17 protein-coding genes are annotated in these 18,105 nt (G+C 33.0%); 4 read left to right on the forward strand and 13 right to left on the reverse strand.

The genetic code is table 11. From position 1 onward, the window contains the following. The 4 genes from ABD745_RS11190 to bamJ form a co-directional block, all read right to left on the reverse strand. Positions 1-600, reverse strand: a 600-nt coding sequence (locus ABD745_RS11190; RefSeq protein ID WP_344829547.1) for an NAD(P)-dependent oxidoreductase, incomplete at its 3' end; no start/stop codon positions are given. A gap of 54 nt (positions 601-654) precedes the next feature. Continuing rightward, entirely contained in the window at positions 655-1,095 is a 441-nt protein-coding gene (locus ABD745_RS11195) for an Rrf2 family transcriptional regulator (RefSeq protein ID WP_344829553.1), read from the reverse strand. Between the two features lie 37 nt (positions 1,096-1,132). Continuing rightward, the gene (locus ABD745_RS11200; protein ID WP_344829555.1) at positions 1,133-2,083 is read right to left on the reverse strand and encodes a hypothetical protein; all 951 of its coding nucleotides are present in this window, start codon (positions 2,081-2,083) and stop codon (positions 1,133-1,135) included. 193 nt (positions 2,084-2,276) lie between these two features. After that, positions 2,277-2,711 carry a BamJ family beta-barrel-assembly machinery protein gene (gene bamJ / locus ABD745_RS11205; protein WP_081986754.1) on the reverse strand — a complete coding sequence of 145 codons (435 nt, stop codon included), beginning with the start codon at positions 2,709-2,711 and terminating at the stop codon, positions 2,277-2,279. Between the two features lie 209 nt (positions 2,712-2,920). Between bamJ and ABD745_RS11210 the strand changes: the two genes are divergently transcribed. Then, positions 2,921-3,919: a catalase family protein gene (locus ABD745_RS11210; protein WP_344829559.1), complete on the forward strand. Its 999-nt coding sequence runs from the start codon at positions 2,921-2,923 to the stop codon at positions 3,917-3,919. Positions 3,920-3,989: 70 nt separating this feature from the next. Here the strand turns inward: ABD745_RS11210 and ABD745_RS11215 are convergent, their stop codons facing one another. The 7 genes from ABD745_RS11215 to ABD745_RS11245 form a co-directional block, all read right to left on the reverse strand. Beyond that, the gene (locus tag ABD745_RS11215; protein ID WP_344829562.1) at positions 3,990-5,036 is read right to left on the reverse strand and encodes a TerC/Alx family metal homeostasis membrane protein; all 1,047 of its coding nucleotides are present in this window, start codon (positions 5,034-5,036) and stop codon (positions 3,990-3,992) included. Between the two features lie 88 nt (positions 5,037-5,124). Further along, positions 5,125-5,736, reverse strand: a complete 612-nt coding sequence (locus tag ABD745_RS11220) for a TerD family protein (RefSeq protein WP_344829565.1) — start codon at positions 5,734-5,736, stop codon at positions 5,125-5,127. A gap of 75 nt (positions 5,737-5,811) precedes the next feature. Beyond that, complete coding sequence (locus ABD745_RS11225; RefSeq protein WP_344829568.1) at positions 5,812-6,738, reverse strand: hypothetical protein; 927 nt, start codon at positions 6,736-6,738, stop codon at positions 5,812-5,814. Positions 6,739-6,776: 38 nt separating this feature from the next. Beyond that, positions 6,777-7,949, reverse strand: a complete 1,173-nt coding sequence (locus ABD745_RS11230) for a toxic anion resistance protein (protein WP_344829571.1) — start codon at positions 7,947-7,949, stop codon at positions 6,777-6,779. Between the two features lie 6 nt (positions 7,950-7,955). Next, complete coding sequence (locus ABD745_RS11235; protein WP_047397587.1) at positions 7,956-8,510, reverse strand: TerD family protein; 555 nt, start codon at positions 8,508-8,510, stop codon at positions 7,956-7,958. Next, positions 8,500-9,324 (reverse strand): phosphoribosyltransferase family protein, encoded by an 825-nt coding sequence (locus ABD745_RS11240; protein WP_344829575.1) that lies wholly within the window; start codon positions 9,322-9,324, stop codon positions 8,500-8,502. The genes ABD745_RS11235 and ABD745_RS11240 overlap by 11 nt, the downstream gene beginning before the upstream one ends. Positions 9,325-9,326: 2 nt before the next feature. Continuing rightward, positions 9,327-10,001, reverse strand: a complete 675-nt coding sequence (locus ABD745_RS11245; RefSeq protein ID WP_344829583.1) for an HAD family hydrolase — start codon at positions 9,999-10,001, stop codon at positions 9,327-9,329. 737 nt (positions 10,002-10,738) lie between these two features. Here ABD745_RS11245 and fusA point away from each other — a divergent pair. After that, positions 10,739-12,805, forward strand: a complete 2,067-nt coding sequence (gene fusA, locus ABD745_RS11250) for an elongation factor G (protein ID WP_344829590.1) — start codon at positions 10,739-10,741, stop codon at positions 12,803-12,805. 219 nt (positions 12,806-13,024) lie between these two features. Here fusA and ABD745_RS11255 read toward each other — a convergent pair whose 3' ends face one another. Then, positions 13,025-14,563, reverse strand: coding sequence for a SulP family inorganic anion transporter (locus ABD745_RS11255; RefSeq protein WP_344829598.1), 1,539 nt, complete (start codon positions 14,561-14,563; stop codon positions 13,025-13,027). A gap of 629 nt (positions 14,564-15,192) precedes the next feature. On the opposite strand from ABD745_RS11255, the gene ABD745_RS11260 reads away from it, so the two are divergent. Next, a complete protein-coding gene (locus ABD745_RS11260; protein ID WP_344829606.1) occupies positions 15,193-15,609 on the forward strand; it encodes a transposase in 417 nt (138 codons plus the stop codon). A gap of 46 nt (positions 15,610-15,655) precedes the next feature. Further along, positions 15,656-15,967, forward strand: coding sequence for a helix-turn-helix domain-containing protein (locus ABD745_RS11265; RefSeq protein WP_344829613.1), 312 nt, complete (start codon positions 15,656-15,658; stop codon positions 15,965-15,967). Positions 15,968-17,362: 1,395 nt separating this feature from the next. Here ABD745_RS11265 and ABD745_RS11270 read toward each other — a convergent pair. After that, positions 17,363-18,049, reverse strand: a complete 687-nt coding sequence (locus ABD745_RS11270) for a hypothetical protein (RefSeq protein WP_344829620.1) — start codon at positions 18,047-18,049, stop codon at positions 17,363-17,365. Positions 18,050-18,105: the final 56 nt, after the last annotated feature.

Raw genomic sequence — 18,105 nt, forward strand, 5'->3', positions numbered from 1 at the left:
ATCGACTAAAGCTACTGCAACATCTTCCACTGAAAGAACACTTCTTCCATTCTCATCAAAAACAGGGTTTTCTAAAGCCGTTCTGTATTTTCCAACTCTTACACCTGCGGTTCCCTGGTGCATTTCAATTGCCGGACTGAAAAATGTCCAATCCAATGTATTATTTTCTTTAATTTTATTTAAATAATCTCTCGCTGCAGTTGCTCCGGCTTTATAATCTGCAGGGAATTCCGGTGAATCAACCAATTGATTTCCTTCAATAAATAAACTTCCTGCTCCACCAACAGTAATGAATCTTTTTACTCCGGATTTTTCAACTGCTTTTTCGATGTTTATTGATCCGTTTAGGAAATCGTTATACAAATTCGGATTTGTCCATCCTGCATTGAAAGCACTGATTACCGCATCATTTCCCTGTAAAGCTTCTGCCAATTCCTCAACATTATTTACATCAACACTTTTTGCTGTTACTTTTTCATTTTCCTGAACTTTTGAAGCGTCTCTAACAATAGCTTCCACTTCGTATCCTCTGTTTGATAATTCATTTACCAATTGTGTTCCCACAAAACCCGTTGCACCGATTACTGCTACTTTTTTCATTATATTTTATTTTAAATTGTAATAAGTTTTGTTACATTTATTGTCAAAAAAAATTTATTTGAACTGATCACTAAATTCCTTTAATGATTTATCACCTAAAAAATTTAAAACCAATTGATCAGTCTCTGAAAATAATATATTTAAGTGATTATTAATCTCTCTTCCTACACTACAAGCCGGATTAGGATTATTATTTTTTTTACCTAAAACTTCAGTATTTTTTACTGCCAGATAAATATCTGAAATACTTATCAAATCAGCACTTTTTGCCAACTGACTTCCTCCTTCCTTTCCCTGTCTGCTTGTAATTAAACCGGCTTCCTTTAAAACACTCAGTTCTTTACGGACAACTACAGCATTAATATTGATACTTCCCGCCATCCATTCGGAAGTGAGCCAATCCTGCGGACTTTCCGCCAATAAAGTCATGATATGTATTGCCGTAGCAAATCTTGTATTGTTCATCGTAATTACACAGCAAAGATAAATAAACATTTTTAATGTAACAAATTTTATTACAGTTAAATTTTTCTTAAAGAATCAATCTATCTAAATCTAAAAGTAAATAATTGATATTCTGATTAATCGTTCTCGTCGCCGACTGCATCTGATTCAGCATGGCAGCTCGATTATGAAGATCATCAGCACGATAAAAACCTCCACTACTGAAAATGACTGATTTTTCTGCAGCTTCTAAGTCATTATCAAACTGAAAATGAAGCCATCTTTTCTTAATACTCTCAATAACTGGTTTCTCATCTTTATTAGAAAATTTCTTCTCTGTATACATATACCAAACGAAGGGTGGAAAGTTTGAAGATTCAAGCTTTTCTTTCCAGACATCTCTTAAAAGATTTCTTTGATGAATAAATTCCACTTTTTTTCCTTTCGGATTTAATGTTGCCAAACCAAAACCAGCTCCTAAAACTCCACCTCCGATGTCAACAGCATTGCTCCAGGCATTATCTTTAATAATTCCTCCAGCAATGGAAGCTGCTGCTCCTGTTACAATTGAATATAAAATCAATTTATTATTTCTTGAATCATTCAGATTATCAACATAATTTCCGATTTGTGCAACTCTTTCTCCTTCACAGTCAAATTCTGCAGCGACAGCATCTAATTCTGTTAAAGCAATCGTTATTTTACTGTTAATTTTACTTTTTAATTGCAAAACTTTTACCTGAGATTCAAGGGAAGTGTCTTTTTTAAGTTCCATGATCTGATGAACTTCATCCAGATTATCCAATGCATTTAAAATCAAAATACTCTGATCAGAAAATGTTCCTTTTAGCTCCTGATTCGCAGCGATAATGGAATCCGAATTATAAGATGGTAATTTATTTACATAATTATATTTAAAAGGTGCTTTGCAATAGCTGTCTTTTAATATCAATATATTCTGTTTAATTACCTGATTTTTCTTTGAAACACAGGAAATCAATAATCCTAAAAAAGCAAAAAAATAAAATAGTTTCTTCATTTTTTGTGAATTCATTTTTAATAAAAACAGGAAGAATTTAAACTATTAATTATAAAAACTTTGCTGAGATTCCTACGGAATGACAAACTTTACGCACAATTTTATGTTATAATTAACCTAATTACGAATATACACAAATAAAAAAATTTACCCGAAAATCAGGTAAATTTTTAAGCTACTTTTAACGGGAAAATTATTTAATACCCAACAATTCTACTTCAAAAACAAGTGTACTGTTTGGTCCGATTTCCTTACTGATTTCCTGTTCTCCATAAGCTAAATGCGGAGGAAGAATCAATCTCCACTTGCTTCCTACAGGCATTAGCTGAAGCGCTTCAGTCCATCCTGAAATTACTCTGTTTAATGGAAATGAAGCCGGAGTTCCTCTTTTTACAGAACTGTCGAAAACCTTTCCTGAAATTGTAGTTCCATGATAATGACATTTTACAGTAGATTTAGGACCAGGTTTTTCACCGTCTCCTTCTGTAATGATTTCGTATTGCAAACCGCTTGGTAACTGAACGACGCTTTCTCTCTTCCCATATTCCTCCATGTATTCTTTACCGTCTTTCAGGTTTTTCTCTGCCAATTCTTTTTTACGCTTAAATAACATATCTGCTACTCCCATAATTAATTTTTTTACAAAGATAATTTTTCTTGCCGGAAAATTGTAAAATCAAATATGGAAGTATTTCAGACCAAAAAATGAAAAAACAAAACCCTACTTATCATATATTCAAACATTTAATCATTTCCATGAAATTAATTCAAAGAACCTTAATGTTAGGTTAACACAATTCTCGCAACTTGGCGTTATAATTGGATTTTGAAAACTAAATGCCAAGTCCATTAAAATATAACAAGAAATACGACAAGCTAACCGACGAAGAAAAAGAACTTCTTGAAATCAACAAAAAAAGCATTGCTGATTTTGTTGAACAGTCAACTTCCATCAGCGATGTCAACTACGCCACCAGAAACGCTCACGCGAAAACATATGCCGTTGCAAAAGGTGAATTTTTAATCGATAAAAATGTTCCCGAAGAACTTCAACAGTTTTTTGATAAAGAAAAATACGATTTAATCATTCGTTTTTCAAATGCTCATTTAAAGATTAATAAAACCAAGAAAGATATTCCTGCATATGGGTTTTCGGTGAAAATAAAAGACGAAAACGGAGATTTGCTTGCCAATTATCCTTTGGTTAATTTCCCTTTGTTTCCGATCAATTCTGTGAGTACTTTTCTGAAATTATTTACATCCGTCAACCGTTTTTTTGTAAAAAAATGGAGTTCATTTTCTTTAATGATTCAAATTTTAAGAATTACACCTTCGATTTTTACAGGTTCTTTTTTAATGAATATTGTAAAATTAATCAGCAAAAGAAATGATTTCATCTTATCATTTGATTATCATTCTGTCGGAGTTTATCGATTGGGAGAAAATATGATGAAAATTAAGTTGAGTCCGAAATCCGTCGACAAACATTTCGGCAAAAAAATAAATATAAAAAATGCACTTGGAAATTATTTTAAAACGAATGATTTCACTGCAGATGTTATGGTTCAGTTTTGTTATGATTTGAAAGATCAGCCAATCAACAGACTCAATGTGGAATGGAAAAATTCACCTTACATTAAAATTGGTGAAGTGAAAATTGAAAAAGATTCTATTTTAAGTCCGACTACCTGTGATAATGAAATGCTGTCATTTAATCCTTTTGAAAGCAAAATATTTTTTCAGCCTGTAGGAAAAATCCAAAAGCTTCGTGATGAAGCGTATAAGGTTTCTTTACAAACGAGACTTAAGATCAACAAACTTTTGAAATACAAATAATTATATTTTAATCTAAAATAAAAAAGGCTCTACAATTTGTAAAGCCTTTCTATTTTTATTGTAATTGATATTATTCTTCAATTTTTTCTTTCTCTTCTTCCTCTTTTTTATCAGGGAAAATGATCGATAAAAGTACCGAAATAACCAAAACTCCACCCACGATTCCTAATGAAAGCGGCGATGAAATATGAATCCACGGTGCGATCAACATTTTTACTCCGATGAAAGACAGAATAACCGCCAATCCGTAAGGTAATTTGCTGAACATATGAATAAAGTTCGCCAATAGGAAATATAAAGATCTAAGACCTAAAATTGCGAAAATATTCGATGTGTAAAGGATAAATGGATCATCTGAAATTGCAAAAATCGCAGGAATAGAATCCACCGCAAAAAGTACATCCGTAAATTCAATTACAGCGACAACTACCAAAAGCGGAGTTGCCATTTTTATTCCGTTCTGAATGGTAAAGAATTTATCTCCAACATAATTATCAGAAACTTTCCAGAATCTTTTGATCAATTTTGCTCCGGCTGTATTGCTGTAGTCTTCATCATCACCGTCGTCACCATCTCCCCAGGATTTGATCCCTGCGTAAATGAGAAACAGACCGAAAAGAACCATGACAATATTAATCTGAACAGCTTTTCCGAAAACATTCATTTCAGGCAAATACGTTAGATTAATCAATCCAACACCTGCAAAAATGAAAATTGCCCTGAAGATCAACGCTCCTATAATTCCCCAGAAAAGAACTTTGTGGTGAAGATATTTCGGAACTTTAAAGAACCCGAAAACCAAGATGAATACAAACAAATTATCCACCGAAAGTGCCTTTTCAACCCAATATGCAGCCTGATATTGTGTGAATTTTTCTACTGCGACAGCATGACTTCCCGCCGTTCCGTCTGTATTGAAAACCCAATACACAACTCCGGAAAAAATCATAGACAGCGAGATCCAGACAATTGACCAGATTGTAGCTTCTTTGGAAGAAACCTCGTGACTTTTTTTATTGAAAACTCCTAAGTCAAGGAGCAACATGATAACCACCGTTATGGCAAATCCCCAAACCAAACCGGGATGAAGGTCTATAATACTTTGATGTTTGTCCACTTTTTTATCTGCTTATTTATACGATAAAAGCAATAGCTGTACAAAGTACAATTATTGCTAATCTATTATTGTTTTGATTTATAATCTCTTACAAATACTTTTGCTTTACAGTTTCGATGGTTTCCTGTAATTTTCTGTCAGCTGTAGGATCTCCGATCGCGTTGAATTTCCATTCTCCGTTTCTCTTGTAGAAAACTCCCATTATCATTGCCACATGACCTTTGAAAGATGCATCGTTAGCAATATCATATTTAGCAAAAACTTCTCTCACATTGGTTGGAGTTCCTTCATAAATTCTGATTGAAGCAAAAGGAATTGTACCGAAATCCTGACCTTTGTAGCTATTTAAAACCAAAGCAACGTGTTCTACGTTTGATTCCAAATTACTAAAGTCAATAGTAATCACCTCGTTGTCAAGACCATCATCTCCGTTTACGTCACCTGTTAAATCATCACCACTGTGTCTTACTGCACCATTTTTTGATTTTAAATTTCCGAAATAAATGATTTCAGTTGCGTTTTTATTTGAATCATATAAAATACAGCTTCCGTCCAAGTCTACCGCTTCTCTTGTAACTCCACCGAAAAATCCTTTTTTCTCAATTGCTCCCCAGTTGATTCCTACACAAGCCTGTGAAAGAGTCGTTCCGTTTTCCTTCGTAAGGTTAATTCTTTGACCTTTTTGTAAGTTAATAGCCATTTTATGTTTAGTTTATTGTTTATATTTTTGCAGAGAAGCTAATTTTCATTTTGCTTTTTTAGCTTTCCCGGCTTTTTAATTATTATTCAAATTTAAATTAAGCATTGCGCGAAGAATATTGGTTTCTTCATTGATATCAAACATTTTGCTCATAACATCAGTATTTTCAAGATTTTTAATATAATCTTTTAATACTAAAATTACCTGCTCCGGTAACATTTTTTTCCTTTCGTTCATCGTTTCTTCCAGCTGTTCATTCTTTTTTTTCAGCTGATTGACAATCGTTCCCTGATTCGATTCATTGGGCAGTGTATCTAATTTTTCCAATTTTTTCGGATCAATTAAATACATTTTTTTACCTTCCAGATCAAAGATAAAATAATCGTCGGACTGGAAAATTTTAAATAATTCATATTCATTTCCTGTAATTACGTAACCGCAAACAAAACGAACTTTAAAGTTCTGAATATTAAGCCTTCCCAATAATTTCCTTTCTATCTGATAATCCTGATATTGATAGGCCGGAAACGAACCGGATTTCAATAATTCTTCATCAACATTCGATCTGTAGAATTCTGTCGCATATTTTTTATAGAAATACAGAACATTGTCCCAGTTCAAACGGAATTTGTCTTCCGTAAGATCTTTATACAGACTTTTTAATTGATTGGAAAAAATACCGCTGTACATTTTCCGGTCTGTTTCAAAACCGTCTACACGCTTTTCTTCGAAACCGGAAATATATTTGTTATTGATATCAATTTCATTAATAACAGCCAACATATCATTTTCCTTTTGTCTTTTAATTTTAGTCAGAAGTTCGATGAGACTGTCGGTATACTGAAGGTGAAAAAGTTCGAGTTTACTGTAATCCAAACCATTATTTTCCTGAAAAAGATTATGAATAATATCCGTCTTAATGTAGATGGAAATTATATCAACATTTTCAAAAAAATTCGCAAGAAGTTTAAGTTTCGTTAATCTTCTTTTGCTTTGGGACATTATGTTTACAGCATCATCATTCACCTTTTATCCTGTTATTATCCTCTTACGTTTGCTTTTAATTCGTGTTCCAGAGTCATCAAATCCTGATCCAGTTTTCTTCTTCCTTCTGCACCCTGTTTCTGGATTTGCTTAACTTCATTTAATGTGCTGATCAACTTCGCAGTCGTTTCTCTCAATACATCAACAGAAACGATAGTCTGCTCGTTTGCTCTTGCTACATTCACAGAATTCTGCCCTAAACGCTCTGCATTTTTTCTCAAAATTTCTTCCGTTGTAGCCGAAACTTTCTGCTGAATTTCAATGCTTTGCTGTTGTCTGTACATCGCAACCGCTAATGAAAGCTGGTTTTTCCAAAGTGGCAACGTCGTTGTTAAAATCGTCTGCGCTTTTTCAGCGATCGAAACGTTGTTATTCTGAACCAATCTGATCTGCGGAAGAGACTGCATCATGATCAGACGAACCACTTTAAGATCCGCCAGTCTTCTGTCTAATCTATTGATAAAATCTCTTTTATCAGCAATCTGATAATCCTGAAATTCCTGAGTATTTGCTTCCATGTGAGCCAATTCTGCTCCTGCTTTTTCCATTCTCAGGTTCCCGACAATTACCAGTTCTTCGATTTGTTTGATTGCATTTACATTGCTTTCAAAAATCGTCTGTAGAACAGCATTATCTTTCGTAGAAGTGATAATTCCGGCGTTTACTTTATATGCGATCTGATCAATATTATTAACGATCTTATCATATTTAGCAAATAAATTCTCGATCTGCGTCATTACCCCTTTCATGAAAGGCAATTTGCTTAAAAAGCTTTTGAATTTATTTTGATTTAATTCCTCAACATCTACATAATTCAGCTCGACTAATAAATTATTAATCAGTTCACCTACTTCTCCTGAATTTGATCTTCTTACATTTCCCAAGAAACTGTCACTCTGATTTGATAACGTTCTCTGAAGATCAGCTCCAAAGTTAACGATCGATCCCGGGTTTGTTTCATCGATAGAATCTGCAAGAACTTCATATTTTTTACGCTCCTCTACCTGTAATTGTGTAAGATTTACATTTCCGTCTCTGTCCACAAGTGGTGCAGGAGGCGTACTTGGAGCCGCCATATTCGGTGGCGGAGCCATTGGAGTTGGTTCAAAAGTTTTTAAAGGTTCAATAGATCCAAGTGGATCAATTGGTTGATTTTCTTGATTATCCATGATAAATTATTGATAAATTGATACAAATTTTTCAAGACCGTCTCTCTGTCCTGCTCCAACTGCTTCGAATTTCCACTCTCCGTTTCTGTTGTAGATTCTTCCGAATTCTACTGCCGTTTCAATGGAGAAATCTTCGTCTAATTCGTACTTCAAAATTTCTTCATTCGTATCTGTATTGAAAATTCTGATGAAAGAATTTCTTACCTGCCCGAAATTTTGTCTTCTTGCATCTGCATCGTGAATCGTCACTACCACAGTGATTTCTTTTACAGCGTCATCAATTTTAGTCAGATCGATTTTGATCTGCTCATCATCTCCTGCTCCATCTCCTGTCAAATTATCACCAGAATGAATCACTGCTTTATCCGGAGATTCAAGATTATTATAAAAAATAAAATGATTATCTGAAATTAACTTTTTATTTTCTCCCAATAAAAATAAAGATGCATCTAAATCAAAGCCAGTTCCGGTAGATGTATTATTGGTATCCCATCCTAAACCTACCGTAAATTTAGGTGCGTTTATATTTTCTCTCTGTCCTTTCTGTAAGTTAATAGCCATAATATAATTCGGTTTGCGTTAAAGTGTTTATATTGTTTTCGTATTCTTTTATTAAATGATAATTGTTGCTGATAGCAAGTTCCAGCAAGTTATCTATATGTTTCTTTGTTACTTTAGACGTAAGATACTCAAAATTACTTGAATCTAAGCCTAAAATATATTTCACGATCCTCGTATTAAACTGAAAACTAGGCTTTACCATTACTTCCGCGATGTGTTCCACATTTTTCACAGCGTAATAATTAAAATAATTTTCGATAGTAGGATCGAGGTTAAAATTCATCAATTCAGCATAATACATGAATAAAAAATCTGCTTCTACATTATATTCATCTAAAATTTTATTTACTGTAAATTCATGACTTCCTGTGATCTTAATATCATCTATAAAAATACAAAGTTTTCCTCTAAGAAAATCTTTATCGAGATAATAAGTATCATTGGCAATCAAATTTTTACGATCCTCGAAACTCAAATTTCCGTAATCGGTTGTATACGTATGATTTCTGTTAATTTTCGATAAAATACTAGACTTTTTCCCTTTCTGAAACAAGTAAAAATCCAATTGTTTTTTAAAATAGAAACACAAAAAATTAGAAGCTGTCGGAATTGCCATGTAAGGACTTGGCAAAATTACAATTTCCTTATCTGTATTTAAAATATCTTCATGTCCGGAAATAAATCCTTCGAATAATTCTTTCGCAAATTTCTCAGCATACGACTTATCGCCATACTTGAAATAGCTATATTCTGCGGGTGAAAAAGTAAACTCATCCGCCGAATGAATGTGGTGTAAGCTGTACCTTTTGTTCATAATTATATTTGGTGTTTAAGTAAATGGGCATTAAAACCAAAATCTTTTGCGCCTTTATAATCAGCAATCGGATTGTCACCAATATGCAAAATCTGCTTTAAATCTAAATCTTGGTTTTTTATTAAATTTTTCACCTCCTGAAATATCTGAGGATTAGGTTTTGAGCAATTAATTTCATCAGAATAAATATGAAAATCGATATACTGATTTAGATTTTCATTAATCAGGAATTTTCTCATGGTTTTTCCTTTGATAAAACCTGTATTACTCAAAATATTTATGGTCTTTCCCTGATTTTTAATTTCATCAAAAAACTGATGCAAATTTTCGAAAATCACAATAGGTTTATATTCCAGAAACAAGTCTTCGCTTTTTTGATAAAATCTGTTTAATTTATCTTTATTTAGTTGTTTTAAATCTATTTCTAAAGAGTTTAAGATCAATAAATATATTTCAAAAGTGTCTATGTTTCCTCCAATTACCTCATTGATAGAATTACAAAGATCATCATAATATTTTACGACTCTCGCAACCTCGTCAAGCGGTTTTTTTACGTCAAAAAATGAAGAGAACAACTCAACTCTTTTTGCTTTAAATTCAGGGTGAGATTTTATTAAAGTAAGCCACAAATCAAAAGAAAAATGTGAGTGATTGTGGATGTCGATATCTGTTTTCAAAATGGTGTAGTTAAAAGTTTTATTTAGCTTATTTCCTGAAAAAGATGTTTAATTATTATTGAGTTATTCATCATCAAAATATGTTTTAAATTTTCAATTCTACCCAAAGATAAAATTTTTAAATTAATGAGTAAAAGTAGTTTGATGTTTTAAGATATTTTTATGATTTCCGTAATTTCAATTTTATTTATTATTTATTAAAAACGACTTCCTTTTTGTCGTTAATAAAATATTTTCAAAAAATTTTTGTCATTTAAATATTTTTTATAATTTCGCAACCGATTAACAATCAACAATGTCAACAAAAATGATAAATATAATCACTTTAAGCAATCCTATCAGAGCTGTGTACTTTGGTAGCACTGAATATTTATCTGAATAACGATCGACCTTTATAAAAAGAAAAATATAACGAAGGCCTATCTGTTCAGATAGGTCTTTTTTGCTACCCTCCTTTTCAGCTTTTACACTCGAAAAACTTCTGTTGTTCGGTGATAAAATATTGGAAATTTTCTTTTAAACGCAAAGTCTTAAATAGATAAATTGCATATTTTCAGAGAGCAAAGAATAGCGACAAAGTCGCTGATGAAGCCAGCTTCTTAAAATCAATAAAATTGATTCAATCTTTGCTCCTTTAAATTAGATTTAATTTTAAAAAATCTTTGCGTCAAAAAATCAAGAAACATCACTCAACATTATTTCAGAAGTTTAAAAATCAACAATTTAAATTTAACAAAATGAAATACAACACAAGAAATATAGGGATCATAGCACACGTCGATGCAGGAAAAACAACCCTCACGGAAAGATTGCTTTATTATACAGGAATGATCCACAAAATCGGAAACGTAGACGAAGGAAATACCACGATGGATAAAGATATTCAGGAGAAGAACAGAGGAATTACAATTTCATCCGCAGCCATTTCCACACAATGGAAAAAAGATGATAATGTTTTCAATATCAACATTATTGATACTCCCGGTCACATTGATTTTGCAGTGGAAGTTGAACGTTCTTTGAGAGTTTTGGACAGCGTTGTTGCAGTTTTCTGTGCTTCTTCAGGAGTTCAGCCACAAACGGAAAATGTTTGGTTTCAAGCGGAAAAACATGGAATTTCAAAAATCTGTTTCATCAATAAAATGGACAGAATCGGGGCTGATTTCTTTGCTGTTTTTAATGAAATCAAAACTAAATTAAATGCAGTTCCTTTGGCTTTGCAAATTCCGATTGGTTCTGAAGACAATTTTGAAGGAGTTATTGATTTAATTAAACAAAAAGCATTGTACTGGGTCGACGAAAATGGGGAAATGATTGTTGAAAAAGAAATTCCTGAAAATTATAAAGCCGAAGCCGACGAATTCAGGTTAAAATTAATGGAAACATTAGCAGAATTTGACGAAATTTTTTTTGAAAAATTCATGGATTCTGAGACGAAAATTTCTGAAGAAATGATTGTTGAAGCCATAAAAAGAACCTGTAAGTCAAGAGCTACCGTTCCTGTTTTATGTGGTTCTGCTTTTAAAAATAAAGGAGTTCAGCCATTGCTTGATGCGATTGTAGATTATCTTCCTGCCCCAAATCAATTAGCTTCTATCAAAGGAAAAGATGCGAAAACGGAAGAAACAATCGAGCTTGAAAGAAATGAAGAAGAAACTTTTTCGGGACTGGTTTTCAAAGTTGTGATTGATAAACACATGGGCAAGCTGGCAATGCTGAGAATTTATTCAGGAAACATACAATCCGGAGACACGGTTTTGAATGTGAGAACGGGCGAAAATTTCAGAATTTCTAGGATTTTACAAATGCAGTCGGACAAAACCATAACGGCTGAAGAAGGAAAAGCAGGAGATATCGTTGCTTTAACAGGAATAAAAGATGCGAAAACAGGAGATTCTTTATCATCCATTGAAAAACCTGTTTTGCTAGAATCCATCTCGATTCCGGCGCCGGTTATCCGAGTTTCTATTGAGCCGAAAACGAATGCTGATGAGAAATCTTTCGGATTGGTCTTAGCTAAAATTCAAGAAGAAGACCCTTCGTTGGTTGTTGAAAGAGACAGGCAAACAGGTGAAACTTTGTTGAGCGGTTTAGGTGAATTACATCTTGAAGTTACTTTAGAAAAAATCCGATTGAATCACGGAATTGAAATCAATCAGGGAAAACCTAAAGTTTCTTACCGAGAAATTTTAACGGAAACCCGAAAACACAGAGAAAAACTTTCAAAACAAAACGGAGGAAGCGGACAATTCGCGGATATCACTTTTGAAATTGGACCTCGTGAGAATAATGAAATCGGTTTGGAGTTCATTAATCAAATTAAAGGCGGTGTGATTCCGGGTGAGTTTATTCCTTCGATTGAAAAAGGTTTCAGAGAGGCAATGGAAAACGGCCCATTGAGCGGAAATCCTTTGGAAAGTATGAAAATTACTCTTCTTGACGGCTCGACTCACAGTAATGATTCTCATGCTTTAGATTTTGAAATCGCCGCAAGAGATGGTTTCAAAGAAATAGCAAAAGCTTGCAAGCCGAAACTTTTGGAACCGATCATGCAGATTGAGATTCAAAGTATTGAAGAATATACCGGAGTTGTAACCGCCGACATCAACAAACGAAGAGGAATGATCACTTCGATCGATGAAAAATCAGGAAGAAAAATTTTTGCAGCGGAAGTTCCTTTAGCTTCTACTTTCGGATATATTTCTGATCTGAGAACGTTGACGAGCGGAAGAGCTTCGATCAGCATGAAGTTGTCGCATTATGCTTTGGTGCCTGATTTCATTGCGAATACATTAATAACCTAAAAAACGAGGGCTGTAAATTTTATTTTGCAGTCCTTGTTTGGGTTATAAAGGTGAATGTGAATGAATTTCTTCTTTTCCATCGTGGATTTTGCTAATTACACCTCATTATATTTTTGACCGCATTTTATACGATCTTTTTCTAAATCGTCCCTTCGGGACTACAAAATTTCAGCCACCAAAACTCTAAAAACACTCCAACTCTCAAACCCTAAAACTCTCCTACTTCTCAGGCATCACTTTATACGTCGGATCTTCCTGGATATTGACTTCAATAACTGCTTCTGCATTTTTCAGTATTTTTATACAATCTTCACTTAAATGTTTTAAATGCAGTTTTTTATTCAACTCATTGTATTTTTTTGATAATTTATCTAACGTATCAATCGCGCTCATATCGACAATTCGGCTTTCCTTAAAATCAATCACAACCTGTTCGGGATCATTTGCCGGATCAAATTTTTCTGTAAAAGCTGTAACAGAACCGAAAAATAGCGGACCGAAAATTTCGTAATGTTTAATTCCGTTTTCATCAATATGTTTTCTTGCACGAATTCTTTTTGCATTATCCCAGGCAAAAACCAATGCTGCAATAATGACTCCCACCAAAACCGCTAAAGCCAAATTGTGCAAAACAATGGTAATTAAGGCTACTGTAATTCCTACAAAAATATCAGATTTCGGCATTTTGTTGACAATTCGGATTGAAACCCACTGAAACGTACTGATTGCCACCATCATCATAACTCCAACCAAAGCAGCCATCGGAATTCTTTCAATAAAAGGTGCGCCAACAAGAATAATTATTAAAATGGTAATGGATGCAATTATTCCTGAAAGTCTGGCTCTTGAACCTGCATTTAAATTAACCAGAGTCTGTGCAACCATCGCACAACCTCCCATTCCACCGAAAAAACCGTTGGTAATATTCGCCAAGCCCTGAGCAATAGATTCTTTATCTGTATTTCCTTTTGAATTGGTGATTTCGTCGACCATTGATAAAGTTAACAGCGATTCAATCAAACCAACTCCTGCCATAATCATAGCGTAAGGAAAAATAATCTGTAAAGTTTCCAGTGAAAAAGGAATATTTGGAATATGGAAATTGGGTAAACTTCCACTGATATGAGCGATGTCTGCAACTGTTTTAGTATTAATTCCAAATCCTAAAACAATTCCAAAAACGATTAAAATTGCGACTAAAGAAGCCGGAATGACTTTCGTAATTTTCGGAAAAAAGTAAACAATTGCAATCGTTAGAGCTGTTAAACCCAACATTATATATAAGGATGTACCTTGAAGCCAACCAACAGCTCCGTTTGCATCAATAATTTTGAACTGTTCGATCTGCGCCATGAAGATAATGACTGCCAAACCATTCAAAAAGCCATACATAACCGGTTGCGGAATTAAGCGTACAAATTTTCCCAGCTTGAAAGTACCGACCAATAATTGAAAAATCCCTGCGAGAACCACCGTTGCAAAGAGATACTCTACACCGTGAGTTTTTATTAAAGCTATCAAAACGACAATTGTTGCTCCTGCTCCACCGGAAACCATTCCGGGGCGACCGCCTAAAACTGCGGTGACCAATCCCATCATAAAAGCTGCATAAAGCCCTGTCAGCGGAGAAAGCCCGGCTAAAATTGCAAATGAAAGTGACTCCGGAATCATGGTCATTGCAACTGTAAAACCTGCAAGAAGTTCGTTTTTATAATTTATTTTTTTCGAGAAATCGAATAAGGCAATGGTATTTTTCATTTCGTGGCAAAGGTAGGTACTTGAATTTTTCCATACAATTTTTGTGGTACCTCCATTTAATATTTCACAACATGTTCTGCTATAAATTGTTTGTCTTACAAACAAAAGCGATTACAATATTTCACTATACACTCCACTTATTTCATTTAATTTTAAACAAAATTCATATTTAACAAAATTTTCACCTCATTTTTTTGATTTTCTTCCTATTTTTTCTATATTTGAAATTAAAGATATTAATTATTTTCTATTAAAATTTTAAGCTAATTAATGATGATTAATTAAAATTTCAAATAGAATCTAACATAATAATTAAAATTATAAAAAGAAAATTGCATGAAAGAATTTTAACAGGTAATATATTATTTATACTTCTTTAGAGAAAGATATGAAATAAAGATTTTACTGAATGAAATGAAAAAGAGAAAACAAAATGAAGACACGAAATTCTTTATGTAATAGGAATCAGAAAGGATTATTATTCTGATTTGTTACACATTATTTACACTTCATGGTCTTGATTTTTCAGTAAATCTTTTTTAGAATATTTTATTTTTAGAAAAATTAATATATTTTTTGTGCTGTTTTGCATGCAAATTGTTTACTAAACACTAAGGTAATTTTATCACATGTTATACAAAGAAATACATATAGGACAGTTTATCAAAAACAGAGTTGAGGAATTGGAAATCAGCATTGAAAGGGTATGTAGTTTTCTCAAAAAAGATGAGGAAGCTGTTGAAGAGATTTACAAAAGTAAATCTATAGATACTGATCTGCTTTTAAGATGTTCAAAGCTATTGGAGTACGATTTTTTCAGACTTTACAGTTCACACCTGATTTTGTATTCTCCTCCTTCAGCTATTGACAAAGGCAAAAATCACAGATCCAACAAAATCCCTTATTTCAGGAAAAACATTTATACTCAGGAAATTAAGGATTTTATCATCGAGAAAATACAGTCCGGTGAAATGACACACAGTGAAATAATCAGCGAATACTCTATTCCTAAAAGCACTCTGCACCGCTGGCTTCAAAAAATCTAAAATTAAGAATCTCATGCGCCCCAATTATACAAAAATTTACCAGGACATGTTGAAAGAAAAGGATCCTGAAAAATTAAAAGATCCTAAAATTCAACGTCTAATAAAGAATTTAAAAACAACGGAAGATATATTGAATTTTAACGAATTGGTTTTTAAGCAATCAAAAGAAAGTTCGCAAAACAATCAAAAGTTAAAAACTTATGATAAGAAAACAATGATAAAACTTCTTGAGTATCAGCAAAAACATAATCTTTCTACTAATTATATGTCAAAAAAATACAAAATTAGCAGAACGACGATTGCCAAATGGAAAAAGACATTTGAAGAAGAATTTGAAAAGATAACAGCCAAGAATTAATTTTTTTTGACTTGAAATATTCAAAAATAAAAAAATCCGATGAGCCAAAAGATTCATCGGATTTTTTAAAGGTAAAAAACGAGAAAAGGACGGGGCTAGTCATACCGGAATCGAACCGGATAGCCTTGCCGGAGTAACCGACTTCGCTATTCCTCCCCTATGTGGACGAAGAATCTTTTCTCTACGACACTTTATATTTTAAAACAAGGCAACAACCAAAAAGCGTAATGTCGTGCTCTAACCCACTGAGCTACTTTTCCTATTTAAATTTTGTGTTTTGATTGTGGAAAAGGCGGGATTCGAACCCGCGACCCCGTCGTAATGAGCGAAGTAACACTATTCTACGGCACTTGTTTATATTTTTAAATTAAAAAGAGGTAAAGAACGAGAAAACTACATATAAACCATTTTCAGGTTTATTTTGGAGTTGAACCAATATCATACGATTTACCGAAGTAAGTTTTCTCTACGACACTCTTATTTTATCAAGGTGAATTACGTACAGATACTTTACGCTTACGTCCTACCATTAGACTACTGTTTTCACAGACAGGATTTGAACCTGTATCTTAAGCCTGGAACGAAGTATTTCTATACTAACGACACTTGATGTTATTCATAATTTTATTGAAAAAGAGGCAAAAGGCGAAAAGACAGACATGCACCTGCTCCTTACTGTTATTCGGGATATTGCACTTTTCTTAGATTTTTGAGGTCTAAATTCTGACTCGAAGTAAGCCTTTTCTACGGCACTCTTTTTGTTTTTTAAATCAAGGTAAAATTATAGAATCCTTTTTTCAGTTCATTTGCTCTACCAACTGAGCTACTCTTCCTCGTGGAACAGGCAGGATTCGAACCTGCGACACAATGTTTGGATATCGAAGTATGATTCTAAGACGACACTTGATTTTTATTTTATCGTTTCAATGTTTATAGTTTTTAAAATCGAGCAAAAATTTGAAAGAGGCTTTTTTTCAATTTGGATTCGAAGGAACTCTTTCTTACGGCATCGATTGTTTTTAAGTAAGGTAAAAAATCAAACAGAGACTTTGTCCAGAATTTTCAGGAACAGGATTTGAACCTATATAACCGCTCCTTAACGAAGAAATTCTGTTTTACGACACTTACTTTTTTGAGTTTTTATGGTTATTGTTTTTTGTTGTTGTAAAATTATTGTGTTAGTACGCATTCTTTTCACGCAGTTGAAATTATTTTTAAATTTAAAAAACCAAGTAACAAGTTATAAGAGTTTTTATGTTGTTCAAGTTTTAAATTTGATCGATGGAACTCTTATGGCAACGACATTGGTTAATATAAACCGAGCAATATAGCGAAAAGACTCTATGTCAATTGGAAGTCGAAGGATTTCTTTTCTTACGGCATCGGTTTGCTTTATTAATCATAATCATCTTTTGCGAAGAAAGTAATCTGGGCCTTATCTAAATCAATTAATAAAAAACATATATAAAAGCCCATATCATAACCACTCCAATCTCCAATGTTGAATATTCTATAATTATCGTTTTGAAACAATTTCACTAGAAAATCATTGATCATTTTACTTGTCAATCTATCCGAAGATTTCCATTCTTCGTATATACTTCCCTCTTTTGCAATCTCAAATAAATATCTTTGTAGCTTCAATTTATTCATTTCTGCTATGGGTAATTTTCTAAAATTTTCCAATGAAGTATATTGTGTGGCTATTGTGAAAAAATCGCTATCTTCATAGAAGTAGAGACTTATCCTTCTTAAAGTTTCATTATTTATAAGATGATAAATAAAATCTTTTGCATCAGAAGTTGCAGACTGAAAAGGAATATTAATATCAAAATCTTCTAACGGTTTATGAATGGAATTAAGATAATTTCTAAATTCCTCCTGATTACTCTCAATTGTTTTGATAAAGAAAAAACCATTAAAGATTAATTTAGAATATTCCTTTATAAATTCGGTTTCCTCTAAACCAATATTTATTTCGCTAAACTCAAAATCTGCTACTTTTTTATATTTATTTTCCATTTCTGCAGTTTGTTTTTTCCTAGCCCCGATTGCAACGGCATCCTTTTTCTTTTTTCTCAAAAAAGAAAAAGATATAGTGGAAAGCGGGAAATAGCTCCTAAAAAAATTGGTTATTA

It is taken from the genome of Chryseobacterium ginsenosidimutans (assembly GCF_039536845.1).
Taxonomy (GTDB): Bacteria; Bacteroidota; Bacteroidia; order Flavobacteriales; family Weeksellaceae; genus Chryseobacterium; species Chryseobacterium ginsenosidimutans_B.

Coding starts and splice junctions, on each gene's coding strand:
- ABD745_RS11195 (WP_344829553.1), bottom strand. CDS start 1,095: ATGTTTATTTATCTTTGCTGTGTAATTACGATGAACAATACAAGATTT.
- ABD745_RS11200 (WP_344829555.1), bottom strand. CDS start 2,083: ATGAAGAAACTATTTTATTTTTTTGCTTTTTTAGGATTATTGATTTCC.
- bamJ (WP_081986754.1), bottom strand. CDS start 2,711: ATGGGAGTAGCAGATATGTTATTTAAGCGTAAAAAAGAATTGGCAGAG.
- ABD745_RS11210 (WP_344829559.1), top strand. CDS start 2,921: ATGCCAAGTCCATTAAAATATAACAAGAAATACGACAAGCTAACCGAC.
- ABD745_RS11220 (WP_344829565.1), bottom strand. CDS start 5,736: ATGGCTATTAACTTACAAAAAGGTCAAAGAATTAACCTTACGAAGGAA.
- ABD745_RS11225 (WP_344829568.1), bottom strand. CDS start 6,738: ATGTCCCAAAGCAAAAGAAGATTAACGAAACTTAAACTTCTTGCGAAT.
- ABD745_RS11230 (WP_344829571.1), bottom strand. CDS start 7,949: ATGGATAATCAAGAAAATCAACCAATTGATCCACTTGGATCTATTGAA.
- ABD745_RS11235 (WP_047397587.1), bottom strand. CDS start 8,510: ATGGCTATTAACTTACAGAAAGGACAGAGAGAAAATATAAACGCACCT.
- ABD745_RS11240 (WP_344829575.1), bottom strand. CDS start 9,324: ATGAACAAAAGGTACAGCTTACACCACATTCATTCGGCGGATGAGTTT.
- fusA (WP_344829590.1), top strand. CDS start 10,739: ATGAAATACAACACAAGAAATATAGGGATCATAGCACACGTCGATGCA.
- ABD745_RS11255 (WP_344829598.1), bottom strand. CDS start 14,563: ATGAAAAATACCATTGCCTTATTCGATTTCTCGAAAAAAATAAATTAT.
- ABD745_RS11260 (WP_344829606.1), top strand. CDS start 15,193: ATGTTATACAAAGAAATACATATAGGACAGTTTATCAAAAACAGAGTT.
- ABD745_RS11265 (WP_344829613.1), top strand. CDS start 15,656: ATGTTGAAAGAAAAGGATCCTGAAAAATTAAAAGATCCTAAAATTCAA.